This window comes from Rohdeia mirabilis (assembly GCA_007750655.1).
Taxonomy (GTDB): Bacteria; Planctomycetota; UBA1135; order UBA1135.
Window position 1 is genome coordinate 1,429,639 of record CP036290.1, and the last position, 26,975, is coordinate 1,456,613.

The 26,975-nt window shown below is 64.6% G+C and carries 16 protein-coding genes; 10 read left to right on the plus strand and 6 right to left on the minus strand.

Translation table 11 applies throughout. From position 1 onward, the window contains the following. Window positions 1–7,137: a CARDB domain-containing protein gene (locus Pla163_RS05285; RefSeq protein WP_145184670.1), complete on the plus strand. Its 7,137-nt coding sequence runs from the start codon at window positions 1–3 to the stop codon at window positions 7,135–7,137. Window positions 7,138–7,204: 67 nt separating this feature from the next. After that, a complete protein-coding gene (locus tag Pla163_RS05290) occupies window positions 7,205–9,031 on the plus strand; it encodes a hypothetical protein (protein ID WP_145184672.1) in 1,827 nt (608 codons plus the stop codon). Window positions 9,032–10,267: 1,236 nt separating this feature from the next. On the opposite strand, the gene Pla163_RS05295 is transcribed toward Pla163_RS05290, so the two are convergent. The 4 genes from Pla163_RS05295 to Pla163_RS05310 form a co-directional block, all read right to left on the minus strand. Beyond that, on the minus strand, window positions 10,268–11,371 hold the full coding sequence (locus Pla163_RS05295; RefSeq protein ID WP_145184689.1) for a hypothetical protein: 1,104 nt from the start codon (window positions 11,369–11,371) through the stop codon (window positions 10,268–10,270). A 37-nt stretch (window positions 11,372–11,408) separates the two neighbouring features. Then, window positions 11,409–12,200, minus strand: a complete 792-nt coding sequence (locus Pla163_RS05300; protein ID WP_145184692.1) for a hypothetical protein — start codon at window positions 12,198–12,200, stop codon at window positions 11,409–11,411. 131 nt (window positions 12,201–12,331) lie between these two features. Then, entirely contained in the window at window positions 12,332–13,513 is a 1,182-nt protein-coding gene (locus Pla163_RS05305) for an IS256 family transposase (protein ID WP_145184694.1), read from the minus strand. A 446-nt stretch (window positions 13,514–13,959) separates the two neighbouring features. Then, a complete protein-coding gene (locus Pla163_RS05310) occupies window positions 13,960–14,598 on the minus strand; it encodes a type II toxin-antitoxin system RelE/ParE family toxin (protein WP_419186345.1) in 639 nt (212 codons plus the stop codon). Between the two features lie 6 nt (window positions 14,599–14,604). Between Pla163_RS05310 and Pla163_RS05315 the strand changes: the two genes are divergently transcribed. The 7 genes from Pla163_RS05315 to Pla163_RS05345 all read left to right on the plus strand — a co-directional run bounded on the left by Pla163_RS05315 (window position 14,605) and on the right by Pla163_RS05345 (window position 23,279). After that, window positions 14,605–15,642, plus strand: a complete 1,038-nt coding sequence (locus Pla163_RS05315; protein WP_145184697.1) for a helix-turn-helix domain-containing protein — start codon at window positions 14,605–14,607, stop codon at window positions 15,640–15,642. Window positions 15,643–17,105: 1,463 nt separating this feature from the next. After that, window positions 17,106–17,687, plus strand: a complete 582-nt coding sequence (locus Pla163_RS05320) for a hypothetical protein (RefSeq protein WP_145184699.1) — start codon at window positions 17,106–17,108, stop codon at window positions 17,685–17,687. Further along, complete coding sequence (locus tag Pla163_RS05325) at window positions 17,687–18,550, plus strand: hypothetical protein (protein WP_145184701.1); 864 nt, start codon at window positions 17,687–17,689, stop codon at window positions 18,548–18,550. Before Pla163_RS05320 ends, Pla163_RS05325 begins: the two co-directional genes overlap by 1 nt. 222 nt (window positions 18,551–18,772) lie before the next feature. After that, the gene (locus Pla163_RS05330) at window positions 18,773–19,222 is read left to right on the plus strand and encodes a hypothetical protein (protein ID WP_145184704.1); all 450 of its coding nucleotides are present in this window, start codon (window positions 18,773–18,775) and stop codon (window positions 19,220–19,222) included. 1,268 nt (window positions 19,223–20,490) lie between these two features. Continuing rightward, complete coding sequence (locus Pla163_RS05335; RefSeq protein ID WP_145184707.1) at window positions 20,491–20,883, plus strand: hypothetical protein; 393 nt, start codon at window positions 20,491–20,493, stop codon at window positions 20,881–20,883. Window positions 20,884–20,990: 107 nt separating this feature from the next. Then, entirely contained in the window at window positions 20,991–22,880 is a 1,890-nt protein-coding gene (locus Pla163_RS05340; protein WP_145184709.1) for a hypothetical protein, read from the plus strand. A gap of 198 nt (window positions 22,881–23,078) precedes the next feature. Then, window positions 23,079–23,279, plus strand: coding sequence for a hypothetical protein (locus tag Pla163_RS05345; RefSeq protein ID WP_145184712.1), 201 nt, complete (start codon window positions 23,079–23,081; stop codon window positions 23,277–23,279). Between the two features lie 259 nt (window positions 23,280–23,538). Here Pla163_RS05345 and Pla163_RS05350 read toward each other — a convergent pair whose 3' ends face one another. Further along, window positions 23,539–24,414, minus strand: a complete 876-nt coding sequence (locus Pla163_RS05350) for a hypothetical protein (protein ID WP_145184715.1) — start codon at window positions 24,412–24,414, stop codon at window positions 23,539–23,541. Window positions 24,415–24,581: 167 nt separating this feature from the next. Continuing rightward, window positions 24,582–25,211: a hypothetical protein gene (locus Pla163_RS05355; protein WP_145184718.1), complete on the minus strand. Its 630-nt coding sequence runs from the start codon at window positions 25,209–25,211 to the stop codon at window positions 24,582–24,584. A gap of 649 nt (window positions 25,212–25,860) precedes the next feature. Here Pla163_RS05355 and Pla163_RS05360 point away from each other — a divergent pair. Continuing rightward, window positions 25,861–26,973, plus strand: coding sequence for a hypothetical protein (locus tag Pla163_RS05360; protein ID WP_145184720.1), 1,113 nt, complete (start codon window positions 25,861–25,863; stop codon window positions 26,971–26,973). Window positions 26,974–26,975 lie beyond the last annotated feature (2 nt).

Sequence of the window (26,975 nt, forward strand, 5' to 3'; positions counted from 1 at the left end):
ATGCCTCTCGATTCTCGCCTCGCCGCCGTCCTCGGCGCCTGCTTCGCCTTCCTGGTCCTCTTCGCCGCCCCCGCTTCGGCCGTCCAGCAGACGACGGCGACCTGGCTCGGCACCCAGAGCACCGACTGGCACACGCCCGCGAACTGGTCCACCGGCCAGGTTCCGACGCTCGGTGAGCACGTCGTGGTCCCCGACCAGGCGACGGTGGCCAACTCTCCGCGCATCTCGTCCCAGGACGCCGTGGCGAACGCGGTCGATCTTCGCCAGGGTGCCCGGCTCACCATGGACAGCGCGCGGACGCTGCTCGTGCGGAGCTGGAAGCAGGTCGACGCCGCCTCGTCGCCGACGAGCGGCTGGGTGCGCTTCGGTGGCGGAGGGACGGTCGAGGGCGCCGAGGTCGAACTGTCCCAGGTGCGCTTGGCATCGGGTGCAGTCGAGCTGATGGACGACCTGTCCATCCGGACGCGACTCGAAGTGGAGAACGGAAGCACGTCCGGAAGTGGGGCCGTGGTGTTCGAAGGCGGGTCGGCGTACTGGGAGCAGGCGGCGACGAGCACGGGGATGGTGCATCGGGTTCGGCTCGAAGGGACGGCGGGCAATCAGTACCGCTATGTTCAAGGCAACCCGCGGGTGGGCGAGCTCGAGCAGGTCGGGGGACGCCTCCATTTTGCAGATGGCGTGGCGCAGACGCTCACCGTTACCGGCGCCTTCACCGTAAGCGGGGGACTGGTCGAGATGAACACCCATGCCCACAGGCTCGACGTAGAAGGTGATGTGGTGGTGTCCGGTGGCCAGCTCTCTGGTAGCAGTGCCACTGGTGCTCTGACGTTTGGTGGTACCTGGTCGGCGACTGCGGACTTCCTCGTGTCCGGTGGACCGATGGTCGTGGCCGGAGGCGGGGCCGTGATCGACGCCCAGGGGCACAGGATCGACAGACTGAAGTTCGAGGATGGTCTCGTTGCTGTCGACTCGGACGTGCGTGTTATCGGCTTGCTTGCAGTCGAGAATGGCTCCACGAACGGACCAGGCGCGATTGTGATGGACAGTGGTGGATCCTCGTATTGGCAGCAATCGGCCGGTGGTACTGGAGAGCTCGGACGGGTACGGCTCGAGGGGACGGCGGGAAATCAGTACCGCTATGTTCAGGGCGACTCGCGGGTGGGCGAGCTCGAGCAGGTCGGGGGACGCCTCCACTTCGCAGATGGCGTGGCGCAGACGCTCACCGTTACCGGCGCCTTCACCGTAAGCGGGGGACTGGTCGAGATGAACACCCATGCCCACAGGCTCGACGTAGAAGGTGATGTGGTGGTGTCCGGTGGCCAGCTCTCTGGTAGCAGTGCCACTGGTGCTCTGACGTTTGGTGGTACCTGGTCGGCGACTGCGGACTTCCTCGTGTCCGGTGGACCGATGGTCGTGGCCGGAGGCGGGGCCGTGATCGACGCCCAGGGACACCGGATCGACAGACTGAGGTTCGAAGATGGCCTCGTTGCTGTCGACTCGGACGTGAGTGTTATTGGCTTGCTTGCAGTCGAGAATGGCTCCACGAACGGACCAGGCTCGATTGTGCTGGACAGTAGTGCAACGTCGTACTGGCAGCAGTCGGCCGGCGGTATAGGGGAAGTCGGACGGGTACGACTCGAGGGGCCAGCGGGAAATCAGTACCGCTATGTTCAAGGCGACCCGCGGGTGGGCGAGCTCGAGCAGGTTGGAGGACGTCTCAATTTCGCAGATGGCGTGGCGCAGACGCTCACCGTCACAGGCACCTTCACCGTGAGCGGAGGTCAGGTCGAGATGAACACCCATGCCCACAGGCTCGACGTAGCTGGCGATGTGGTGGTGTCCGGTGGCCAGCTCAGCGGTAGTGGTGCCGCTAGTCTGCTCTTCGGGGGCACCTGGACTTCAACGGTGGACTTCAGTGTCGGGGCTGTCTACGTCATCCCCAGGGACGGCGCGGTGCTCGATGCGCAGGGCACAGCGGTGGGGAGGATTAAGTTGGCGTCTGGTGAGGTCGAGATCGAGTCCGACGTGCAGGTTTCGGACCGCCTACTGGTCGAGGCAGGCAAGTCGAGTGGAGACGGGGCCTTCGTCTTCAACGCTCCTTCGACCGGAACGGACTACCTCGAGTTCGCGGAGGGGGCCACGGGGCATGTCCATGCTGTGCGCGTCGAGTCGGGGTACGCGCGCTTCCAAGGTCCAGTTCGTATCGAAGGGACCCTCGATCTGAGCGGGGGCGAGCTCGAGTTCTACTCCTCGGGTGGTGCCACTCCGCAGAACATCGTCGTCGAAGGAGATGTCCTGGCGAACGGCGCCCGCATCGGCAACTCGAGTCCCGAGGACTACCTCAGCTTCAGCGGAACTTGGGTTTCCACCGCGGACACGACAGTGTCTGGGTCGGGGTGGGTTCGACCTCTCGACGGTGCCCACATCGATGCTGGCGGGCTTGAGATCGAGCGACTTCTCCTCGACGACGGCGCCATCGTTCTCGATTCGGATCATCGGGCCGCCAATCGCGTCAAACTAGTGGACGCGACGACGTCGGGACCGGGCGCGATCGTCTTCGACGCAGGAGCGAGCGGTCGCGACTACCTCGAGTTCGCCGACTCCGCGACCGGCCATCTGCACGCCGTGCGCATCGATTCGGGGTACGCGCGCTTCCAAGGTCCGGTTCGCATCGAAGGGACGCTCGATCTGAGCGGAGGCGAGCTCGAGTTCTACTCCTCGGGTGGTGCCACTCCGCAAGACATTGTCGTGGATGGAGATGTCCTGGCGAACGGCGCCCGCATCGGCAACTCGAGCCCCGAGGACTACCTCAGCTTCAGCGGAACTTGGGTTTCCACCGCGGACACGACAGTGTCTGGGTCGGGGTGGGTTCGACCTCTCGACGGTGCCCACATCGATGCTGGTGGGCTTGAGATCGAGCGACTTCTCCTCGACGACGGTGCCATCGTTCTCGATTCGGATCATCGGGCCGCCAATCGCGTCAAACTAGTGGACGCGACGACGTCGGGACCGGGCGCGATCGTCTTCGACGCAGGAGCGAGCGGTCGCGACTACCTCGAGTTCGCCGACTCCGCGACCGGCCATCTGCACGCCGTGCGCATCGATTCGGGGTACGCGCGCTTCCAAGGTCCAGTTCGCATCGAAGGGACGCTCGATCTGAGCGGAGGCGAGCTCGAGTTCTACTCCACGGGTGGTTCAACTCCGCAGGACATCGTCGTGGAAGGAGATGTCTTGGCAAACGGCGGTCGCATCGGCAACTCTAGTCCCGAGGACTACCTCAGCTTCAGCGGAGCTTGGGTCTCCACTGGAGAATCCACCGTCTCTGGTGCTGGGTGGATTCGCCCGCTCGACGGCGCGGTCATCGACGCAGCATCGTTCGGCGTCCAGCGTGTGGCTGTCACCGACGGCGAAGTGACGAGTGTGACGCCGCTCGTCGTGGACGGCACACTCCGGATCGACGACGGGGCTCTGCTCTCGGTCAGTTCGTCCCTCGAACTCGGCACGACCTTCGACGTGGCCGGTGCGCTCGAGATCGGCCCCGGCGCGGCCCTGCGTCTCCCCTCGAACTTCAACCGGACGCTCGCTTCGACCGGGCGACTCGCACTGCTCGGGACCCCGCTCGCACCGGCAGTTCTCGAGTCCTCGAATGCGCCCGGCTATCGCCTGACCATCGACGGGGAGTTCGCGGCCGTGAACTTCGTCGTGCGCGACATGAACTCCCAGGGTCTCGTGCTCTCGTCCAGCGCGCGCATCGGCGCGGAAGGCGTGGTCGCTGGCTCGTTCGAACGCGGCGCCCAGAGCCCGGGCTCGCGCATCCTGCGACTCGAGCTGCCCCTCACCGGTCTGCCCAACGAGCTCTTCGCCGGCGTGGACTTCGAAGGCGACGCGAACTCGAGCGACAAGAGCGTGTCGCGTCCGAGCAACGCTCTCGGCGAAGCCGTCTTCGTCACCTTCGGCGGGACGCTCGGCGGCGAAGCCTTCGAGGACGATCCGGCCCAAAGCGCGCAGGACCCTGACGGCCTCGTGCGTTGGGAGTCGCTCCTGCATCCGGACGTCGCGGCGCTCGTGATCGGCGCGGCCGAGGTCGGCGTCGTGAACGAACCGACCGCGGCCAGCTACGTCGCTCAGAACCGCGGCGGCGTGGACGCGGTCGGCCCCTGGGTCGATCGGGTCTGGTTGAGTGTGGATGCGAACCTCGACGGGAACGACCCGCTCTGGTTCGAGGAGACCGTCTCGGCCCCCGTGCTGGCCGGCGAGACGTACACGTTCAGCGGTGAGCGCCCGCTGCCGGACGGCTTGAACGGCGACTACTGGGTCTTCGTCCAGCTCGACGCCGAGGACGCGCTCGACGAGAACGGGATCGAGTCCAACAACACGCTCATCTCGGCCACGCGGATCCAGATCGATCCGTTCCCCCGGCCGGATCTGATCGTCACGGACGTGCAGGCGCCGATCGCGGGGACGGACGGTGAGCCGGTGCTGATCGGCTGGACCGTGAAGAACCGCGGTACCGAAGACGTGACCGCGGCCTGGGAGGACCGGCTCTACCTGTCCCGCAACGGGTTCCTCGACGGTTCGGACGTCCTGCTCGGCACGGCACCCTACGTCGGGACCCTGCTCGAGGGCGACAGCCTCTCGCGCTCCGCTCCGTTCGTCGTGCCCGCGGGCCTCTACGGGACCTACCAGGTGATCGTGCGCACCGACGCGGTCAACCAGGTCACCAATGAGTCGCGCGAGAACAACAACGTCCTTGCCGACGAGGACCCGCTCGAGATCACCCAGCCCGAGCTTCCGGACCTGCGCGGCGTGGCGGCCAACGTCGCACCCGCGGACCCGCTCGTCGTCACCGATCTCTTCCCGGGAACGGCCGCTCGTGTCAGTTGGGCCGTCCAAAACTTCGACGCCAACCAGGACGGGAAGGGCACCGCGAATCCGGCAGCGGGTGGGCAGTGGCGCTACCGCTTCTACCTCTCGGACGATCCCGTCCAGGACGGCACCGACCAGACGCTGGCCTATGCCTACGGGTCCGCCACGCTCGATCCGGGCGCCACGGATGCGGGTGACTTCGAGTTCACTCTGCCCGCGCAGGTTGGAACCTACTGGCTGATCGGCGTCGCCGACGACACCAGCATGCTCCCCGAGAGCGACGAGGCGAACAACGCCTGGACGGCGTCCTTCGACGTCCTCGACCCGACCTACGAAGCCACTGTCGCCACGACCTTCGTGGAAGGGGCCGCGACCGATGCGCCGGGCGAGCTCGTCGTGATGCTCGTCGGCCAGGCGCTCGACACCAACGTCGACCCGCCCGTTCCGGTGCCGAACGTGCCGGTGACCGTGCGCGTGCGTCAGGGCGCATCGCGACGCGTTCTCGACGCGACGACGGACGGGAACGGGGACTACTTTGTCGAGTTCGAGCCGTTCGTCAAGGAAACCGGGCGCTTCCTGCTCTACGCCGACCACCCCGCGGTGCTCGAGGATCCGGCGCAACCGCAGGACCAGTTCGACCTCTTCGATCTGCGCGTGACGCCGCTCGTACGCTCCGAGAGCCTCGTCGCCGGGCAGTCCGTGACGCGCACAATTACTCTGCGCAACCCGTCGTCTCTGCCGGTCGGTGGAATCACGACCGATGTGGCGGGAGTGCCAGCCCACCTGGTCGTCCAGAACCTGCAGGTCCCAGCGGCCTTGGCACCATACCAGTCGGTCACCGTCAGCTACGACCTCGCCGCCATCGCTCTGCCCGCTGCGGGTGAGGACCCGGCGAGCGTCGAGCTGCGCTTCCAGCTCCCGATCGCCGGCTTCGACACCCGCGTGGAAACCCACACGGCCATCGTGTCAGTCGGTGAGGCCACGCCGTTCCTGGTCGCGACGCCCAGTGCGTTGAATGTCGAGGCACCGCGAGGCGTCTCGACCCAGGTCATCATCGACGTTCGCAACACGGGCCTCGCCACGGCGACGAACGTCACGGTCGCCGATCCGGTCGTGCTCGGGTCCGTCGAGCCGTACACCGCCCTGGACATGGTCGCGCAGGTATCGTCTCCGAACCTCGGCGACATCGCGCCGGGTGAGTCGAAGAAGGTGACGCTCGCCATCGCTCCCGGCCCGGACGAGCCTTTCGCCACCTTCTCGGGTGGGACGATCGTCGTCCAGTCGGCCGAACCTGGTGTCGGATTCGTCCTGCCTCTGCAGTTCCAGGTCATCGGCACCGGCGCCGGTGTCGTGCGGGTGCGAGCCGAGGACGAAGCCACGTACTACGGCCTCGACGGACTTGCGATCGCGCAGCCTGGGCCCGGGTTGGAAGGTGCGACCGTGCGCCTCACGACGCCCGCTGATCCGCAGTTCGTCCTCGAGGCGATCACGGGAGTGAGCGGTGAGGTCGAGTTCGGCGACGTGCCTGAAGGCGCGTATCTGGTGCGGGTGACCGCACCCGACCACTCTCCGCGCGAGTTCGTGATCGCAGTGAACAACTCCCAGGCCCTCGAGGCCACGGCCTTCCTGCCGATCCAGGCCGTCACCTACAGCTTCTCCGTCGAGGAGGTGGAGATCACCGCCGAGACCGTGGTGACCATCACCGCCACGTTCCAGACGGAGGTGCCGGTCCCGCAGATCAAGGTCACGCCCAACTCGCTCGACTTCCGCGAGCTCGCGCTGGGCGAGTCGAAGGTGTTCTACGTCAACATCGCGAACGACGGGATCATCGCCGCCCAGGGCATGGAACTGTTCATGCCCGACCTGCCCGCGTTCGACATCGACGTGACCCAGGAGGTCATCGGCGACTTCGCTGCGGGAGCGTCCACCGTCGTGCAGGTCACGGTGACCCGGACGTCGGACGACTGCGCGCTCGCCGCCGACACCTCGGTCACGTGGGGGCTGCGCCACTACTTGCTGCTGGGCGACCAGCCGCTGTGGTACTGGACGCCGATCTACTACGCGGTGGACGGATGCCAGGGCCAGTCCGTGCAGCCGTCACCGAGCACGCCGCCGCCGAGTCTCCCGCCGCCATCGATCGGTGGTGGCGGTGGGGGAGGGACTGGAGGTTCGTCGGGAGGCGGAGGCGGAGGCGGCTTCGGTGCGCCGGGAACTCCGGTTGCATCGCCGCCGCCGGCGCCCGTCGCGGAGGTCGGTTGCGATGTCCAGTAGCTCCCATCCCCTGTTGAACGACCTGCGTCCCGCCTCCACCATCGAAGCTCCTGCCCCTCGCTCCGCCATGTATCGCGACCTGAAGTCCCTGTTCGCCGCGCCCCTCGTGCTCGCGGCCCTCACGCCGATCGCAGCGGCCCAGACCTCGGGCCCCCAAGACACGCTGTGTGTCACCGTCAAGATCGAACTGCAGCAGCAGGTCATGTTGACGAAGCAGGGCTTCGAGGCGCGGTTCGGCGTCTCGAACGGGTCGTCGTCCCTCGTCGAAGGCATCGACGTCCAGCTCGAGATCTGGGAAGTCGGTGGTGGGGACGCGTCCGATCGCTTCCTCGGCCTGGATCTGCCGGTGCTCGAGGGCGACCTCGTGGACGTCGGCGGGAGCGGGATCCTGGCGCCTGGGTACTCTGGGGCCGCCGAGTGGCTGATCGTGCCCACACCCGAAGCGGCCGTCGGCGGACAGGCCACCCAATACGAGGTCTTCGGGACGTTTACGCGCTTCGAGGGCGGCGCGCTCATCACGACGGCGCTCGCGCCAGTGGAGATTCGCGTCGAGCCCGTCCCGGCACTCGAGCTCGACTACTACTGGCAACGGACGGTCTACGGAGACTTCCCTCTCACGCCGGCGATCGAGGAGGTCGAGCCCTACTCGATCGGCCTGATCGTGACCAACGTCGGCGATGGGATCGCCAAGGACGTTCGAATCGCCACGTCGGACCTCGAGATCGTCGAGAACGTCAACGGCCTCGTACTCGAGCCACAACTCATCGCCGCCGAGCTGAATGGTGGTCCCATTCAGGCCAATCTGGACGTTGCGTTCGGCGACATCGCGGGCGGTGAGCGATCGATCGCGCGCTGGCTGGCGACGAGCAGTCTCACGGGCTCCTTCATCGAGTTTGAGACGACGTTGCAGCACACGACGGCTCTCAACGGACTCGAGATCGGGGCCGTAGAGGCGGTCCGCGTGCATCCGCTCGTCCACGTACTCGAAGTCGGAGGGCCGGACTCCGATCCGCTCGAGGACGACGGGCGTCCGGACTTTCTCGTCGACGAGGAGTCGACACCGAACCCGATCGATCCGATCCTCGACATCCCGATGACGAATGTGCCGTCGAGGCTCGACACGTCCACCGGGGCGTCGTTCCCCGTGGCCTACGCGACGGCCGCTTCCGTCAGCGGCGTGCCGACCACCGCCAATCTGAATGTGACCGTGGCGGTCGACCACTCCGCCCCCGGATGGCACTACCTGCGCCTCGAGGATCCCGCGGCCGGCGGATTCGAACTCCAGCAGGTCGTACGGACCGGAAACGGAACGGCGCGCAAGAGCATGCTCGTCGGACGGTCGGGAGACATCTCACCGTGCTGGACGACTGTGCGCTTCGAGGACCTCGAGGGCGTGCGTGCCCCGAACATCCCCGACTGGAAGCGGACGCTCGTCCACATCGTCGACGACGTCTCCGTCGCTGGCAGCTATACGTACACATTGACGTACGCACAGACGGCGAGTTCGGTCGTGTTCGACACGAACTCCATCGATCGGGCCCTGGGTGGATCGCAGACGATCGAATTCGACCTCGGACCCGCGTTCGCCGGCGCACCCTTGCTCGTCCTCGGTACGGCAACGGGAACGAGTCCGTCGTTCCCCGTGGTTCTCGGGGGGGCGTCGCTCCCGCTCGTTCCCGACGCCTACACCGCGCTCTTGCTCCAAGGGCCAGCATTCCTAGTCGGCGGGCCGTTGGGCTTCCTCGATGCCCAGGGTCGAGCGACCCGTACGATCGCGCTCGGTCCCCTTTCCCAACTCGACGACACAGTCCTTCACCACATTTTCATAGCGTTCGATGGTAGTGGCAACGCGGTTCACGTCAGTCCGGCGGTACCGCTCTTCCTCCACGACTGATATGGAGGCCCCCTTGTCAAGCGGGCAATAGGGACCCCAGCCGCGGCCCGATGGGCAGCGGCTGGGGTCCCTGATTGGCGGGGGCAGTTCCGGACGACCTACGGAAGCGACGGCGGTCAGTCTGATATTCGCGAGTCGAGCCCGCAGTTGGCGTGTTCCGTCACGAGGCCTTTAGTCTGAGATCGTGCACGCGGCGGACCGTGGCACACAGTCGTGTCGAGGACTCTCTTCTCGACTTCGGTCGTGCGGTTCAGCCCCCAGGGTCGTTCACGGCCTCAAGCCGATGTCGGGGTGGATGGTCGCCCGTATCCGGCCAAGCTGCTCCCATCTGGATCCCGCCCATAGTGAGGGGCGCTGGGCCTGATCGAGACGGCGGCGGATACACCCCGGCCTGGGGCTCACGCGGCTCGGTAACTCCCGCCGCCGAACGCAGCTACAAAAGCGCTACACCCCGCGCCCCTGCCACGCGCCGAAACGCCCACATGCCGCCATCCACCCGCCCCGTGCCGCCCAATTGGCTCCCAAAGGTGGAGCGGGAGACGGGACTCGAACCCGCGACATTCAGCTTGGGAATCGGGCCCGGCAGGCGCACTTTATGCCCGTTCGTGCCGGTTTGTGACCGTTCGTGCCCGTCCAGCGCACCCGTCGATGTCCGTTCGTGTCCGTTTGTGCCCGTGACTTCCGGCGCCTAGGTTGCAACACCCCGCCCGATCGACCCCGCCGTCAGATCTGCGCCAGGGCTCCGCTCGGGCCGGCTCCAGCGCAAGTAGCCGGTCGCTGACCATGACCTCGATCCCGAGTCGCTTGAGCGCACCGGCCATCCACAGGGCTGTCCGCTCCCGCGCCACGACTCGGCCCGGCATCGACCCGCGTTCCCGCCAGGCCTCGACCGCTCTGGCTCCAGCGGTCACGCCTCGCGTCGATCCAGGGCCACCCCGCCGCTCCTGCGCCGCACGAGCCAGGGGTCCTTCGCTTCGTGGCGCACGCCGCTCGTGCCCGGGTTGGACGAGTCGAGCTGGGCGGGAGGTTTGTCCGCGGCGGAGGATTCCGAGGTCTGGTACCGTGCGAGTCTCGCAGGCGCGACGGTCCGAGTGGATCCCAGCGCGTTAGTCAGCAGCCGAGGTGATAAGGGGCGCGATGGGTGATCAGATCAGACGATCGGGGCCAGAGAGAGCCTCGGGCCAGCAACCGGGAACGGAACGGCACCCACCGGTGACGTGATCGGATCTTCGGGCGTTAGTTGATTGTGACGCTCACGGTGCTGCCCGCGGTACCGGTGGTTGCGTTGACGGTCGTGAGGGCGGCGCCAGCACGAAGAGCGTCTAGGTTCCAGAGCTCGATCACGTATGCAGTGCTCGGCTGCAGGTACGGCACCAAGAGGGTTCCGGTGGAGGATCCCCCCGTCGATCCGTACGGGACAGCGTCGATCCGCGCGAGAGACTCAAGGTGACGGGGGTAGCCGGCTGCCTCTTGCGGAACGAGCGGTGTGTAGTCGGCAAGGGGGAATGCGACGAAGTGTTGAACGTCGGGGTAGGTCGCAACGCTGTAGGTCACTTCGACGGTGGCGAACTGCGGGAAGGGGATTTGCGCAATGGACCTTCGAGGAAGCAGGATCGGAGCCGAAACAATGCCATCCACCCGCGTCGCAAAAGTCCACGTGTCCGTGGGGTTCCACGAGTAGAGGGTAATCGTCGTTGGGGCGGTCAGCGCGAACTCGATGGTTCGAAAGCGCAGTTCTCGCGCATCGCATGCGTCGCCACGGACAAGGAGGTCGACCGGCCCCGTCTCACCTGTCGTGCCGATCGTCAGAGTCGCGATGTGGTGGGGCTTCGCGAGGTGGCATGTTCCAAGGTCCAGTGTCATCCTTCCGCCAACGACTTCGGTGCGTGCGGTCCTCTCGAACCCACGACCTTCGGTTGGTGAGTCGAACAATGCCACTTCTCGGCTCACGGCCTCGGTGCCTTGGTAAGCCTCGATGCGGATGCCTTTGCCATCCGCGAGGTTTGGCAGCGAGAACTCGGCATCGAGTTGCCCAAGAGTGACCCACTCGATCGGTTTCGCCATCAGGCTGTGGTTGGCGTCCTTGTACTCGACGCGCATGGCGAGTGCGCCGTCGTAGGGCTGCCCGAACTCGTCGAAGACGGTCGCAGACAGGTGGAGGGTCGAGTACGACGCCGTCAGATGGGGATCGTCGACTGTCGACTCCGGTTGCGGCGCAACAGCTGCCGCCGCTTCGGCCGGCGCCGGCGTCTTCGGATCGGTCAGGAGGAAGGCGCCGCAAGAAGTCGCGACGAAGGCGACGAGCGCGGTCACGAGCTTGCCTGTCGTGATGTGGTTCATGTTCATTCTCTCTCTCTCTCTCGGCGGGTTGTACGTCTTAATCGGTTGCGTCGGCTTCCGTCGGCTCGTTTCCGAACCACCAATGTGCAGGGATGGTCGGGTCACAGAGGTTCCAATACACCCAAAGCTTGTGCACACCCATGTCTTGGCCCGCTCCGTCGAAGTTGTCGTCCCACGAGAGCCCTTCCGGCATGTCCTTGCTGTTCTTGTAGTTGCCGGTGCCGGCGAAATCCCCGTTCACCTCGACTTCGTTTTGAGCGTTGAGGTCCGTCAATCCCTCCCAGCCCTTGAGAAGCCACGGGTTGTTGGCTTCGGTGAGGTCCGCCTGGTGGATGAACTTTGCTTCACCAATGATCACGAAGCTCCCATGGGGCGTCCAGTCGATGCTGAGGGACCCCGTCTCGAACGAGTCGTAGCACTTGGGATAGTCGTCGTGGACCGGAATGATCTCCCAGTAGCTGTCCTCGTCGGTGTTGCAGTTCCAGGGGAACCAGACGCCGGCTTCGATCCCGCACTCGCAATAGGTTTCCGTGAACGTGACCTTCTGGACGATATAGCCGAGCAGCGGGTGTCCCTCGGCCTTTTGCGTCGGGTGGGGGACGGTGTTGGATCCACCAAGCTTGGGGAGGACTTGGCTCGTGACTTCGAGGTGGGGGTCACCACTGTCGTCGTAGCTGTCCCGGACTTCGAGGAGATCTGCGTCGCCTGTGCACTCCCACTCAGCTGTGGGTTCATCGACGATGGCCCGACCTGTGAACGAGCCGAGGATTCCGAAGAGTGTGGCAGCGACGAGATGGCCGAAGACGGCCGAGGTGCGACTGTCTCTCATTTCAAGAGTGCAAGGGTGCGGGTAACTGCAGACGGCTGACGACCAGATCATAGCGGAATGGTCGCGCATGGGGCGAGCCTGCATGTTTCGGTAGCGCCACCATTGGTCTGTAAATTCGGGTGCAGCGTCGATCAGGTCGCGTCCATGGAGAGATAGACCCGGCCGGTCTCCCACTCTTCGGAGACTTCGGCCAGGACAGCGGTGACGAGGCGCAGCGCGCTGGCCTCGTTCGGGAAGAGGGAGGCGACGCGTGTGCGCCGCTTGATCTCGCGGTTCAGTCGCTCGAGCATGTTCGAGCTCCGCAGCCGGCGGCGGTGGTGCTCCGGCAGCCCGAAGACGTTCAGTCCTTCGCGGACGTTCTCCTCGATCCAGGCGGCCAGCTTCGGCGCAGTCTCGGCGTACTCCGCGGCCGCCTCACGCAGCAGTTGCTCCGCATGCACGCGACTCGGCGCGTTGAAGATCGAGCGCAAGCGGCTCGCGACCGGGCCGCGCATCTCCACCTTCGGGACATGGGCCGCAGCGTTGCGCTGCAGATGGACCTGGCAGCGCTGCCACATGACCGACGGCAGCACGGCGCGCAGCGCCGCTCGCAGCCCCTTGTGGTCGTCGGTCGTCACCAGTTCGACGCCGTGCATCCCGCGCTCCAGCAGGCTCTCGAGGAAGCCGCGCCAGTGCACCTCTGCCTCCGACAGCGACACGCTCACCCCGAGCACTGCACGCTTGCCGTCCTCGCGCACGCCTGCCGCGACCAGGATCGCGCAGTCCATGACGCTGCCAGCGTGTCGCACCTTGACGTACGTCGCATCGAGCACGAGGTAGCGCACGGCGCCCAGCGGGCGCTGGCGCCAGGCATCGAGCTCGTCGTCCAGCTCCGCCGCCAGCCGCGAGACCTGCGACGAGCTGATCGACATGCCGCACAGCTCTTCCGTGATCGCCTTCACCTTGCGCGTCGAGACGCCTTGCACGTACATCTCGGCCAGAGCGAGCCGCAGCGCCTGCTCGGAGCGTTCGCCGCGCTCGAGCGCCTTCGGATAGAAGGGCTCGACTCCGTCCCGCACGTCGCGGGTCTTCGGGATCGACAGGTTCAGCTCGCCGAGGCGCGACGCGACGGTCTTCGGCTTGAAGCCGTTGGCATAGCCACGGCGATCGTCCGATCGCTCGAAGGGTCCGGCGCCCAGGTAGGCGCTGCGTTCCAGGCGCATGGCGGCGTTCAAGAGCATCTCGAGAGGGCGAGCCAGGTCGTCGAAGCCGTGAGCGGTCAGCAGTTCCAGAGCAGCGGAGATCGTGGTAGCGTCGGAGTCGTGGTGGGACATCGTTGGTGTCAGGTGAGAGGGTTAGAGTTCTCACATGAAAACGACGTGACTCCCGCCACACCAGAACAACTCGGGGCCGCCTTCAGCGGCCACCCCTCGGGGTGGCCGCTGCGCTCCTGCAACGCCGCCGCGAGGTGCGACGGTACTGCGCGGGAGGCGAGCGACTACGGGCGTCGAATCGAAACTACAGACCTACTGGTACACCAACCATGTTTCGGCGGATTTCTTGGCGCCAATGCGAGCGCTCCGCCGTTGGGCTCCTGGATCCTTCACCCAAGCCTCCAGCCTTGGCCATGCCTCACTCGGCCAGCAGAACCGTCGCGGCCGCCAGCACCTTGGTTCCGGAGGTGAGCTCGAGACGACGTCTCGGCAACCGACCCCTGAGGTCGGCTGCGGTACAACGGTCGAGAGCCTGGCAGTCCTCCACGCCGTGATCGTGGCCTCGCTCAAGGCTCGCTTCGGTTCGACCGTACTCGGCATGCTCCTACGCGGAGCTGTCGACCCGGAGGGGAGCGGACCCGCCTTCCACCCGTCCAGCGGAACACGATGCGCCACTGGGAGTTGATTCGAATCGAGTGCAGACCGGCCAGGTCGCCGCGCAGGGCTTCGAGCCGGTTGCCGGGCGGAGCGCGGAGGTCGCCCAGCTCGACGGCTGCATCGAGCATGTCGAGCTCGAGTCGCGCTACGCGTTGGATGTCGGGCGGGAGTCGACGGGTTTCGCGGGTCCGTGCGCCCTCGAAGAGGTCCTCGGTGGCTCGATCGGCGAACGAGACGATCGGCCAACGATGGTCGTGCTTGCATGGAGGCTCGGCAAGGGAGCGCGCAGCTCGAGTCGCGCCCGGCGTCGAACTCGACTCTCCCACACTCTCACCCCAAATCCGCTCCCAGATCGCCGGTGCCGGAACTGGTGCTGACGATGGCATGAAGCTGCCGGCAGGTTCGACGCGTAGCGGGTCGTGCGCTGGCGGTTGCTGGACGGTCGCAAGTTGCAGAGCTTCCGATGCTTCCAGCCATCGACGCCTCCCGGTGCCAGGAGCGCGAATGGGTGCCATCTGCTCGCCATCGACCAGCCCTGCCCAGATCATCCCCCGGTGAGCACCACCCTCCCGCGCCCCCGCGCCTCGAAGACGCCCGCCTGTCCGGCCTGTCGCGCGTCCCTCACGCGCCGACTCGAGCCTTCCCAGGTCGTCCGCCACTCGCGTCCGCGCACGGCCACGCGACGCGTCCGCCAGCGCTTTCGGTGTCGCGCCTGCGCCACGACGTTTCGCGCGACCACGGGCACGGTCTACGCGCGTCTCCGCGCGTCACAGGAAGACTTCGATCGCGCCATCGCGCTCGCCACCGAAGGCATGAGTCAGGCCGCTGTCGGCCGCGTGCTGGGACGTAGCCCGAGCACGATCTCACGCTGGATCGCGAACGCCGCCAAACACGCCGAGCGCTTCACAGAGACAAGAGTCCATGACGTGCCGACGCGCGAGGTGCAGATCGACGAGCTGCGCACCTCGACGATTCTGCAGGCGACGCCGACCTGGGTACACACGAGCGTCGCCGTCGAATCGCGGCTCTGGCTCGGCCTACGCGTGGGAACGCGTGCGTTCCGCCACGTGAAGGCGCATCTGAACGAGCTGCAGTCGCGGCTCGATCTCGCACCGGGCCCGCTGCTGATCGTGTCCGACGGCTACGCGTACACGGGCAAAGGGCTGAAGGCGATCTTCCGCTCGGCCTGCGTGCACGTCGAGGTGATCAAGCGCTTCGAGAACGGCAAGATCGTCAGGTCGAACAGCCGCGTCGTGCAGGGCGCGCCGTGGCGAGCGAAGGAGATCCTGCACAAGTCGCTGAGCTCGCGGGTCTTCAACACGTCCTTCGTCGAGCGCTTGAACCTGACCATTCGCAGGAGCATCGCTGCGCTCAACCGCAAGACGAACGCGCTGTGTCGGACGCCCGAGACACTGGCGCGGCGGCTCGAGCTGCTGCGCGTCTACTACAACTTCGTGCGCGAGCACGCTTCGCTCGGAAGGCGCGTCACGCCTGCGATGGAGGCGGGGCTCGTGAAGCGGCGACTGACCCTGCGCCAGGTCTTCATGAGCCGGGTGCCGGAGCTGCCACCGACGTGCGGGCGCTCGCGGTAGACCGAGCGCGGCGCACGAGCGTCGCTGGGACGAGTCGGACCGGGTGGGAGGTCTGTCCGCGGCGCAGGATTCCGAGGTCTGGTACCGTGCAGGTCTCGCAGGCGCGACGGTCCGTGAGGGCTGGCGCGCGTCAGTCAGTAGGCAGGATGATCAGGGGGGGCGATGGATGATCAGATCAGACGATCGGGGCCGGAGAGAGTCTCGGGCCAGCAACCGGGAACGGAACGGTACCGGTGCCCCAGGGCACCGGACGGTAGAGTTGCCTCGCCCCATTACCGCTGAGGATGTGGAGCGCTTCAATGAGCTATTTAATCGGGTGCCGGAATGATGTGTGAGCATTGCAGCGCTCCTGGTGCGGTCCAAAGGCGCGTGAACTCCCCTTTTGATCGGGTTCTTGCGGTGGGTTATTGTAATGGGCCCACGGATGGTTTTCTGAGGTGTCGAGCGTGTGGCCTTGCCCACAGCTTTAGATTGCTCGGTGGTGATGCCGATTGGGATCGATTTGTTGTCTGTGTTAGGCCCCTGGGCGTGCGCTTCGATGCTCTGGTGAAGGGGGCGCCGGGTGCTCCTTGGTGGCCTGTGTGGTGGCTGCAAGGGGAGGATGCGCTTTGGGGGGAAGCTCTGTTGGCCGGCGTTGTGGAGGGTCGGGGGCCAGGGTGCGAGTCTGTTGCAGTGGGCAATGATCTTCTTGGCCGGTTGGATGTCTGGGCACCGGCGCCGGGTTTGGAGATTGACGATTGGATGTCGCACTTTGGTTTGACTTCGTAATGATCGAGCTCGGAGTGTGTCTTATCGCTCAGGATATGCGACCCGGTATGATTTTGACACGTACTCCGGGTCATCCATCGCTGCCTTTGCCGTTGCAGATAGCCCACATCGATATCTTGGCGGGTGAGGGCATGACTAAGAGTGGCTTCAAGAGTGCCCTCAGGGAGCTGCGGGAGGATTGTGGCTGAGTGATGGAAAGTGAGAAACCGAAATGGGAATTGGAGCATTACCTTTGGTGTTTGGGGTACATGTGCCGTCGCATAGTAATTCCGGGCGCGGAGTTACGCGTTGTTGGAGATGGCTACGCCGCTTGTTTCTATGGAAAGGCCCGTGGCCGGGTCGTTGAGTGCTCGAGGCTTCATGAGGGGGCGTGGTGGATGGAGTTTTGGGATATCGGTTCAGAGCCCTGGTCGGATGGGGATCGTGAGCTGATTGTTGAGTTCTTCGATGACGCGGTTTCGGAGGCGATCTCATGGCTTAGTCTTGGCGGTGGAGACTCTTGAGGCCCGGGGGGGGGCTTGGAGTTCCAATTCTGAAGGAAGTGTTTGGCCCGTTCTTCTCAGCAAGCTTCTTTTCCTTCTCGCTATTGCTGCTGATATGCGACCCCGGTAACCGGTCCCACGTGCCTGCCGTAGTGTGGAGCAGTGCGCGGCTCGCGCGCACGACTCGCACAGTTTCCAACCTTGGAGAAGTTGATGCATCTCAAGATGTTCGCTACCGGTCTACTTGCAACGCTCGCCACCTACGTTGTGTCCGTCCAGGACTCGGTCGCTGCGCCCGCCGCCCCGGCGCCGACCCCTGCTGTCGCTCAAGAGGCACCAGGCATCTGCAGTGGCTGCGATGAGCGCTTCAACGGCTCTGGGCCGGGCAACAACGCTTTCGAGCGGGTCGTCGTCGACGTGGCCTCCGGGAAGATCCACGTCCGCGAGAAGTACCGCCACACCGACAAGTGCAACGGGTCCAGCGGCTGCGACAAGGACACCTGCACCTTCACCTGGATCTTGGAAGCCTGGGGGTCTGGCGGCATGGGTGACCAGCCCGAAGACACCCTCACCGTTGAAGAAGCCCAGCCGCCGACGACGCCGCCTCAGGTGTACGACCTGCCTGAGGGCTCGAACAACGCCATCCGGGTGTTCGGCCCCTTCCGGTACGAAGATCGTATCTGCGGCATCGAGATCTCGATTGCGTGCACGGTCTTCAATGAGACCCACATGATGGCAACGAACCCGCTCCCGCTCTCGTTCAAGATCGGCTGCACCCGCTGCACGGACAACTGATGCGAGCAGGCAGCTTCGCCTCGGTCGTGCTGGGAGTGCTTGTCGCACTCGGCGCGATCGGGCTCTACAACTGGACGTGGAACGACTCGACGCCTGAAGCCGTCGTCGGAGTTGAGGACTCTGAAGCTTACGACGTCGCGGACTCCGAGACGGAGCTGGCGTCGGAGCAGCGGACCTCACGAACCGAGGTCGCAGCCGCCGACGAGGCTCAGCCCAGCATCACGCCTGAGGAGGTCGAACAGGCCCCCGAGGACGAGCAGGAAGAGCCCCCGCAGGACTTGGACCCCAGCATTGAAGTCACGCAGACGCCTTGGAGCGAAGCGAAGATGGAGATGCAGGCCGACTTCGAACCCAGCAAGACCGACCTGGAGTGGTTCCGAGAAGAGGCCTACCTGATGGAGGTCCCGATCCCCGGCTCGGAGTCGATGGTCAAGCTCGACCTCCGCCAGGATCCGGAGGAGCTGGCCGCCGTGCTGGCCTCCTACGTTGGCGAAGAGAGGGGCAGCACGGTCGCGCTTGAATCCGCGGTCGCTGCCCTGATCTCGTCGGAGCGAGGCTCCATCGAGACCGAAGCCGTCAACGCAGAGTCGCTCTACGTTGAGTCGATGCTGCTCTACTGGGAGTCCGAGAAGTACACCCGTTGGCGGTACGGCGAGCGGCCGGGGACTGACGGACAGGTGTACGATCTCAACAGGCCCGAGGGGCGCTACGGCATCGCCTTCACCGCCGTCGGTGGTGGATGGCGCGCTTCGGTTGATTTCGACTCCTCTGATTTCCCGATCTTCGAGCAGTCCCTCGAAGGCCTCGACCACTCGAAGGAGCAGCTAGCTGGCAAGGTCGCTGCTTTGCTCGGCGAAGGCTGAGATTGAAAGAGAAGAGGGCGAGCGTGGCAGCGCTCGCCCACGACGTTGGTGGCATTGATGCACTGGGGCGCTGGTGGGACGATTCGAGCTGGGCGGGAGGCCGGAGGCGGCTCGAAGTGGCTCCGTCGTACATGGGGACGGGAGGGGGTCGGGCTCGCGCCTGGCCCCCTTGCTTCAGTAGGTGGCCGCCCGAACGAGGCGGAATGAACGATGGACCAAGGCATGTACCTGATCGAGTCGCCGACGGCGGTGGTGTTCGTGGCGATCGGCCGTGAGCCGGAGGGGAGTGGGCCGGGGATGGCCGCCGAGGCGTGGCTCTGGCTGCGCGGGACTGATGAAGTCGAGGCGGCGCGGATCGGCGTCGCTGATCCGCTGCTGCTGCCGAAGCGAGTCGATCCGGTGGGGTTCCTTCTCGAGCGGGTCGAGGCCTGGGCGATGGGGCGAGTGGCGGCGAGAGGGGGCACCTTCGACGCCAAGTCGCGGCGGCCAGTGCCGGACGACGACTCCGCAGCTGGACTCATCGCCACCCTGCTCGAGCTTGCGATCGACGCGCCCCGGCTGGTCGAGCGGAACGAAGCGACGACGCGCTGGCACGACCTCGAAGGCGCGGTCGATGAAGCGCAGGCCTACGCGGAGGAGGTGGCGGTCCTGGCGATGGGTGAGGTGGGCTGAGTGAGCCAGCACCGGATCGCGCATGCTGACCTAGACTGAGCCTCTCGCAGAGGCGACCGTCCGATTGGGCAGGCGCGCGTCAGTCAGTAGTCAGGGTGATCGAGGGAGCGATGGATGAGCAGATCAGGCGATCGGGGCCGGAGAGAGTCTCGGGCCAGCAACCGGGAACGGAACGGTACTTCGATCCGATCTGTTCGGTGTATCCTGGCCTGCATCACTGTCCCCAAGATTCCCCTGGCTGCCGTCCCCTCACGCCGCAGGTCGTTGTGATCTTTGGAGGGGGAAGCTCGCTCATTTTCTCATGGCTACCACCGATTCCTCGTTTACGTATCTCTACAGCCATTCAGACAGTATTGACTTCTCTTCTGATCCGATGCGGGCTTGGGAGCAGGCTACCGGATGGCTCGGGCGCGTTCCGTCTCTAGATCGTCTCGGGCAACTAGAGTGGGAGATTTCGCTGGTTGATCAAGGAATTGACAGCGAAGTGGATATTGTGGGGACGGAGTGCGAGAGCGGGGATTGGTTGTCTCGTCTAGGTGATGCCGATTTGTTATTTAATTGTGGACGGGTCTTCAGCGGGGGTGCTGGCTGTAGTCGGCGGAGCGCTCCTGGGTTTTGTTTCGCAATGCAGGGCTGGGATCCTGTGCGTATTGGGTTCGACGTTCCTATTGTGGGTGCTTTCGCGATTGTTGCCATGTCTTCTAGCTTGCTCGATATGGTGCCCGAGGTCTCTTCAGCGTTTGATGCAGCATGGGGTAGGAGTGCTCGCGGGAAGAGCCCCTGGGCAGTTGGTTCGCGAGAGTTGTACTTGGGTGATCAGCCGCTGTTGGAGGTTGCTTCGCATTTGGAGCTGATAGAATTGTGATTGATATCCGACCAACCCGCTCCCGACTGGATCCCTCTCGAGGGTGAAGAGCGCCAGGCTCGACCTTGACGGCAACGGCGTTCACACGCGGTGCGGCGACTCACGCGGCGCGGTGGCGGCCCACCAACGCAGCTACAAATGCGCTACACCCCGCCCCTCCGCCACCCTGCCGAAGCGGCCACATGCCGCCATCCACCCGCCCCGTGCCTCGGGATCTGCCGGTGTGGAAGCGCTCGTGGTAGATCGAGCACGTCGCTCGAGCGTCGGTGGGACGGGTCTAGCAGGTTGGGAGCTACGCCCCCAGCGCGGATTCCCGAGAGTTGATACCGTCCGCGTCTCGCAACCGCGACGGTCCGAATGGGGCGGCGCGCAGGAGTCAGCAGCCGGGGTGATCGAGGGAGCGATGGATGATCAGATCAGACGATCGAGGACGGAGAGCGCCTCAGGCCAGCAACCGGGAACGGAACGGTACCCCGGGGCACCCAATGGCGTCAGGCAGGAAAAGTTTCTCTACCACTGCATCGTCGAGATCACCTGGTTGAATCCGCCTACAGCGGGGTCTCCGCCCGCGCGAGATCCGGAGTACTACGACCCGAGCTATGGGGTCGACGAGTTTGCGAACCGGATGCGCAACTACGAGCTCGCCTTGGTCTCGATGGTCGGCGCTGGTGATGCTCCGGGCTACGGGACCGTCTGGATGCTGAGGCAGTTCCCGATCACCGCGCCCAGTACTGCTCCAGAAATGACGACTCTCGCGAGCAAGAGCGAAGACGCGACAGTGTTCCAGTACCCCTGAGACATCGGAAGGGCGTCATGCTTCGACGATCGGAGAAGCTGTCTCGGGTGTGACGCCCCGCTCCACTCCCAGCCCAGCCAGCTCGTCGAGTTTGCATATTGAGCGCAATGAGAAGGCTCCATCTAGTCGCGGCGGCTGCATTCGTCGGCCTGATCCTGCTCGCCGTGTTCTGGTTCGACCCATGGTCGTCCTTCACGCGAGTCGAGGTTGATCAACAGGGTGCGGATGTCTCTCAGACTGGAAGACTGATCGACCTGGCTGAGGGGGAGACCAGCGACCACCGAGACAGTGCAGGTGGACCGACGCGTCTTCTCATCCAGTTGGACGACCACCTCGCATCGCTCTTGCACCATCTGTCGGTCGTCGTCGTGGCTGACAGCGAGGCCCCGCAAAGTGACGGTGCGGCTGCGGCCGAGGCTGGCGTCGGGGTCGAATTCAGCGAGGAGCTGCGGCTCGCCGAAGTGTCCGGAAGTGGTGACAACCGCATCGAGTTGCCGCTCGATGTCCCCTTGGATCGTGTCTCTCGGGTCGAACTCAGGGTGCCCGGCTGGCCCTCGGGCGACGCTGGCACGGGGTACGTACTGGCTTCGCAGATGTTCGTCGATGCCGAGGGCACGGCTCCGGAGCAGGGTGGTCCGGGCGCCGACCGCCCATCCGTTCGTTTCGGTCTCGATGACGCGCACCTGTGGGCAATCGCGGATGGAGTGGATAAGAGCTCGGCGTTGAGTGCTGAGCACGACACTCGTGTTGTCGTGACGGGATTCGCTTCCGGGCTGCGTTACGCCGAGAGACAGGCATGTGCCGAAGCCGTGTTCGCAAGCCCGTTGCTCGTAACGGACATGGGGGTCTTCGTCGCAGCGCCATCGGTCGACGTGCGAGAGGCACTTGACGAGTACGCGACGGAGTGCCAGCTCCAGGTGTTGAGCCAAGGCTTCGCGCTGTACTCGACCGTCTTGGAGCGGGGTGAGCTGAATCAGGCGCTCGAGTTCGCGCCGTTGGGGAGCTACGTCCTTGCGCAGCTCGATCGACCTGAGCCGAGCTTCGGGGGATTCACGCTTCATCTCGTTGATAGCGAGGGACGCGTGCAGGAGTCGGTCGAGGTGCTCGACAAGAGGCGTGTCAAGGCGCCAGAGCCTCGCATCTGGACAATGGGCCCACACCGCTCAGGGGACTACGAGTTGTATCTGGAGCCTGGATCGCGCAGCCAGACTCGAAGCGTGCGCGACGAGATCACGGCATCCCAGTTCTCCGTCAAGCTTGGAGACGTTCGCGTCGAAGACTCCGAAGTGCACGCTCCACCGTGTCTGAACCCGATCGTGCTCCGGGACCACTTCGGGATCGCGAACGTCGTCGCCCCGGTTGATGAGTGGGTCCTCATACAGGACCTCGGGCTGTTCGGGGCGCAGGGAGGTCAATCATCCCGTCTGGCGAGCGAGCTGAACCGGGCCACAATGGAGGCGACCGCTTGGGGGCACGAGCTCGTCTCTGGGTTCGTCTCTCCTCGGTCCGTTCTCGAGGCAGTGCAGGATGGAGTCGACGCTGGATCCGTGAGGACGATCGAAGTGACGGTTCGGACGGAGTCCGTCCGCACGACTGCTCGGACCTCTCGAACCGACTTCATCGATCTCGACGTAGTCGCCGGCGCGACTGTCACCCTCGAAGGCGGCGGCGGTCTGGCCCGAGCGATGCCGTACAAGCTGCCTGCGCAAGGAGTCGCTGCGTTGACGCGCGACGAGTACCTTCTCCTAGTGGTCGACGCCCCGCTCGGTTCGGCACTCGGCGTCGGATTTCCGCAGGCTGATCGGGCAACCTTTCTGAGCCCGATCGAAGGGTGGACTTCCATGCGTGTCTATCTCGTGCGGGACGAGGGCTTCGAAGGGGCGATCGCTGCCAAGGTTTTGGACGCCGAGCCTGGAAGTGAGTGCATTCGAGATGGCGTTCTCGTCATGGAGGACGATGTCGTTCTCTCCGCGAGAGCCGTGTTGGATCGGCTGTAGCGTCGGCACTCGGCACTCGGCACTCGAAGTGCTTCGCCCTGGGCGGCACCTCGCCAAGCGATGTGGCGCGTGCGGGGTCTCATCGCCTTGATCATGCATGCCCCGAGGGAGCCATCGGCAGCGTGAAGGTGACCCGATGGAGACTCGAAGCTCGGCCCTTGCCGCAGCGTCGCCGCGCTGAACCGGAAGACGAACGCGTTGTGCCGGACGCCGGAGACGCTGGCGCGGCGGCTCGAGATCCTGCGCGTCTACTACAACTTCGTGCGGGAGCACGCGTCACTCGGCAAGCGCACGACTCTGGCGATGGTGGCGGGCCTGGCGAAGCGGCGCCTGACCCTGCGCGAGGTCTTCATGAGCCGGGTACCGGAGCTGCCATTGACATGCGGGCGCTCGTGGTAGTTCGAGCGCGGCGCGCGGAAGCTGGTGGGACGAGTCAGGCCGGGTGGGAGGTCTGCGCGCGGCGCAGGATTCCGAGGTCTGGTACTGTGCGAGTCTCGCAGGCGCGACGGTCCGAGTGGGCAGGCGCGCGTCAGTCAGTAGCCAGGGTTATCGAGGGAGCGATGGATGATCAGATCAAGCGATCCGAGCCCGCAGGCGGCTCGGTCAGCAACCGGGAACGGAACGGCACCCTGCTCCAGTTGGGAGGGCGTTGAATCACTCAGTTCTTCTGGATCGCCGCCGCTCCCCTGTCTCTATCTCTGCGTTCAAACTCTAGAACCTCGAAGCTGCTCATGATCGCATTGTGTCCACTTGGGTCGTATGTGGCGTCTACAAACCACTTTCCTACTGAAATGTACTGTCCAAAACTCATGCTGGCACGCGCGGGGTTCGGGGGGGGGGCTGTGCCGCGCTCGAACACCAGATACCTGCGCTCGTCCAAGAATGAGGCATAGTCTGCTTCGATCAGCGACTCCAAGCTCCTACTCAAGTCCGTAGTGCGTTCCAAGAAATCCTCTTCAATCGCCTGAAGCGCTGCGAGACGATCTGCGTCGGAGGCGAAGCCTTCTCGCGCGGTCTCGAAAGCGAGCGTTGGGCCGGTAGAGACTCCGACGTAGTGTCGTGCGAGCATCCCGGGCTTTTTTAGTACCTGTAGTAGGATTGCATGAAGGGCGTCGAGATCCGCAGGGTTCCCGCCAAGTGAGGCCAGGGTGTCGGGGGCAATCGGTCTGAACTGGTCGAGGGAGTACTGTTCGCCAGTCTGGAGCGCCACAAACTGCCCATAGGGGGCAGGGGGCTCAAAAGCCCACAAATCATTCAGCCGAGCGGTGTCGCTGTCGACCGCGTCCTCAGTGGCTGTGGCATCCTCTCTCAAGGAGATCCGCCCGGCAGGCGGCGATTCAAAGGTTTGGCCTCCTGCGCCGCCTCTTGAGGGCGCGGGAGAATCGCTCTCCACTGAGACTGCTGGAATGCGACTAGCGTCGGGTTCTCCATCTTCGCGGTTGAGGGCGATCCAGGCGGCGGCAGCCAGGAGTCCTGCGACGCCCAGGAGAAGAGTCTTGCCCGCAGGTGGGTGTAGTCTCTTTGCGTTATCCATAGAAATCAAGGTCTCCCTCAGTGTTGTCGCTGGTGGCGGCGAGCTAGCCTCCGCGTTGAGGCAAGTGGATTGCCTTCGGTTCACGTCACGGGACCAGCCTAGGGCCGTTTGTTGGCTTTCTAGACTGATCCCGTGACGAGTGTCGGGCTGAGATCAGGTTCGTGCGACTAGTTGCCGCCCCCTTGGGCCGGGTTGCAGTCCGTGCAGTCGAACACGACCCGGACGGTCGGGGCGCCGTTCTCCCAGTTCGATCCGTTCACGGGCGTCGTGATCTTTAGGCCGAAGACCGAGGTCCTGTCCGCTTGGTCGACGGCGCTACAGGCTTGACGAGCGAGGACTACCCTGGAGGTGTCGGGCGAAGCCCCGTCGATGTCTCCAACTTGAAACTCGTTTCCGCCCTCGTTAAAGCCTACGCCGCTTGTGAACTTCATGCCGACGCCGAGCAGGGCGCTGGGCGGCGATGAGTCTTGCTCGACGGAGAGCGTTACGGCAACGGCGCACTGCCGGTCTCCACAGGCGCCCGTGGCGGTCTCTTCCTCGCAGCTTGAGGTGGAAGCGGTTGCCGGATTGGCAACAAGTTTGAAGGTGTGCTCTACCGGATTGCCCTGGCCATCCTGGCCTGTGATTGTCACGGTTGTAATGCCGCCGCTGATTTCGCCATCGAGGTCGCATCCGGAGCAATCGGATGCGAGGAGCGTGTGCGCTGCCACAGCCTCTGCCGTACCGAAGGTCATTGGCAGGAGGTAGTATGCAGGGAGGGCGAGGCTGGCCAAGAGGCCAAGGAATAGTGACTTCATGATCTGAATCTCTCCGTGACTTGATTCTTGTAAGTCATCTAGCGCCGCGTTACGCTTCGCGGTTTGGATGTGGCGAGTCTAGGCGGGACGAGTCGTGCCTGTCAAACAACGGAGTGCGCGGCGCAGTCCCGGGGTCCTGGAGTGGGTCGATGGCGACTGATATCCGACCAACCCGCTCCCGACTGGATCCCTCTTGAGGGTGAAGAGCGCCGGGCTCGACCTTGACGGCGGCGGCGTTCACACGCGGTGCGGCGACTCACGCGGCGCGGTGGCGGCCCACCAACGCAGCTACAAATGCGCTACACCCCGCCCCTCCGCCACCCTGCCGAAGCGGCCACATGCCGCCATCCACCCGCCCCGTGCCTCGGGATCTGCCGGTGTGGAAGCGCTCGTGGTAGATCGAGCACGTCGCTCGAGCGTCGGTGGGACGGGTCTAGCAGGTTGGGAGCTACGCCCCCAGCGCGGATTCCCGAGAGTTGATACCGTCCGCGTCTCGCAACCGCGACGGTCCGAATGGGGCGGCGCGCAGGAGTCAGCAGCCGGGGTGATCGAGGGAGCGATGGATGATCAGATCAGACGATCGAGGACGGAGAGCGCCTCAGGCCAGCAACCGGGAACGGAACGGTACCTCATCAAATAGCATTTAGACATGAACAAGCAAGTAGTTGTTGGAGGCACGTTGAGCGTTTCAGCTCTGGCCGCTTTGATCTCCACCTGGTTCTACACGCCGGGTGTGTTGAGCGTGGGAGGTGGGGGGTCCCTACTTCCTCCTGAGACGCCTGCGGAGGTTATCGCGGAGTTTCCGACTCATTTTCAGGAGTCCTGTAAGGTCTCCGGGACACTCCTTAATCGTCTTGGGCTGCCTCACGTTGGGGATGTCTTCGTTCGCCTAGAGCCACGCAAGGACGGCGTAGATGAGCGTTTTGCGCTGTTCGGGCGTGGAGTGGCGGACGCGCAAGGGGGCTTTACGATCGAAGTTCCTTCTGCGTTTAAGGTTCAGCGAGGTGCTTCAGGTCGTACTCGCGCATGGGTCTTTCCAACGGATGTCGCTATGTTTGATGGGGTCTCGTTGAGCGGGCAAGAGGGTCGGGCTGCCAACAAGATTGTTCAGTTGCAAGACCGAATTCCAAATGTCCTTGACACGGTGCATATGGGCACGGTTCAGCTCGCCTACGCGCCCTCGATCGGCACCGTTGAGTTTTCTGGAGGGGCGGTAGGTGAGGTGCTGTCGGTTTCGCTCTGGGAGGAAGGGGTCGATTTAGAGTTCGCGTCGGTCAGCCTGGCGGACCGGCCTAGCATGGACGTTGTCGCTGGGGTGCAGACCGAGCTGTTCTCCTGGAGCCAGCGCTCGACATGGAGTTGCTTCTGGAAGCGTGGGGCGGCTGTCGATGAGGGCGTTTTTTACCGGGGCGCCAATAATCTATACGCGCTTGTGGGTCATGGAGATTTGATCGTGGACCTGCCTCTCGGTTGGTCTTCGACACTGGACCATGACTTTCTTCTGGCTGTCTATGATTCAAGTGTTGCGGCCTACGACCCGGGGAGTACAGGTTCGATTTTGCAGTTCGCTCGATCAAGTGAGCACGCACAGTTGAATGCGGTTGAATACCGAGCTCTGCGCTCTGATGCTGATGTGAGTTTTGAGTTGCCGCCCGGTAGCTACCGAGTTGACGTTTGGGAGAGGACTGTAGACATGTTTGCCCCGGCGCTTCAGGGCACGATCGTGGTAGTAGATGGTGGTACCCACACTCTTTCGCTGTAGCG

Coding starts and splice junctions, on each gene's coding strand:
- Pla163_RS05305 (WP_145184694.1), bottom strand. CDS start 13,513: ATGTCCCACCACGACTCCGACGCTACCACGATCTCCGCTGCTCTGGAA.
- Pla163_RS05310 (WP_419186345.1), bottom strand. CDS start 14,598: ATGATCTGGGCAGGGCTGGTCGATGGCGAGCAGATGGCACCCATTCGC.
- Pla163_RS05330 (WP_145184704.1), top strand. CDS start 18,773: ATGTACCTGATCGAGTCGCCGACGGCGGTGGTGTTCGTGGCGATCGGC.
- Pla163_RS05290 (WP_145184672.1), top strand. CDS start 7,205: ATGTATCGCGACCTGAAGTCCCTGTTCGCCGCGCCCCTCGTGCTCGCG.
- Pla163_RS05325 (WP_145184701.1), top strand. CDS start 17,687: ATGCGAGCAGGCAGCTTCGCCTCGGTCGTGCTGGGAGTGCTTGTCGCA.
- Pla163_RS05360 (WP_145184720.1), top strand. CDS start 25,861: ATGAACAAGCAAGTAGTTGTTGGAGGCACGTTGAGCGTTTCAGCTCTG.
- Pla163_RS05320 (WP_145184699.1), top strand. CDS start 17,106: ATGCATCTCAAGATGTTCGCTACCGGTCTACTTGCAACGCTCGCCACC.
- Pla163_RS05355 (WP_145184718.1), bottom strand. CDS start 25,211: ATGAAGTCACTATTCCTTGGCCTCTTGGCCAGCCTCGCCCTCCCTGCA.
- Pla163_RS05300 (WP_145184692.1), bottom strand. CDS start 12,200: ATGAGAGACAGTCGCACCTCGGCCGTCTTCGGCCATCTCGTCGCTGCC.
- Pla163_RS05340 (WP_145184709.1), top strand. CDS start 20,991: ATGAGAAGGCTCCATCTAGTCGCGGCGGCTGCATTCGTCGGCCTGATC.
- Pla163_RS05335 (WP_145184707.1), top strand. CDS start 20,491: ATGGATGATCAGATCAGACGATCGAGGACGGAGAGCGCCTCAGGCCAG.
- Pla163_RS05295 (WP_145184689.1), bottom strand. CDS start 11,371: ATGAACCACATCACGACAGGCAAGCTCGTGACCGCGCTCGTCGCCTTC.
- Pla163_RS05285 (WP_145184670.1), top strand. CDS start 1: ATGCCTCTCGATTCTCGCCTCGCCGCCGTCCTCGGCGCCTGCTTCGCC.
- Pla163_RS05350 (WP_145184715.1), bottom strand. CDS start 24,414: ATGGATAACGCAAAGAGACTACACCCACCTGCGGGCAAGACTCTTCTC.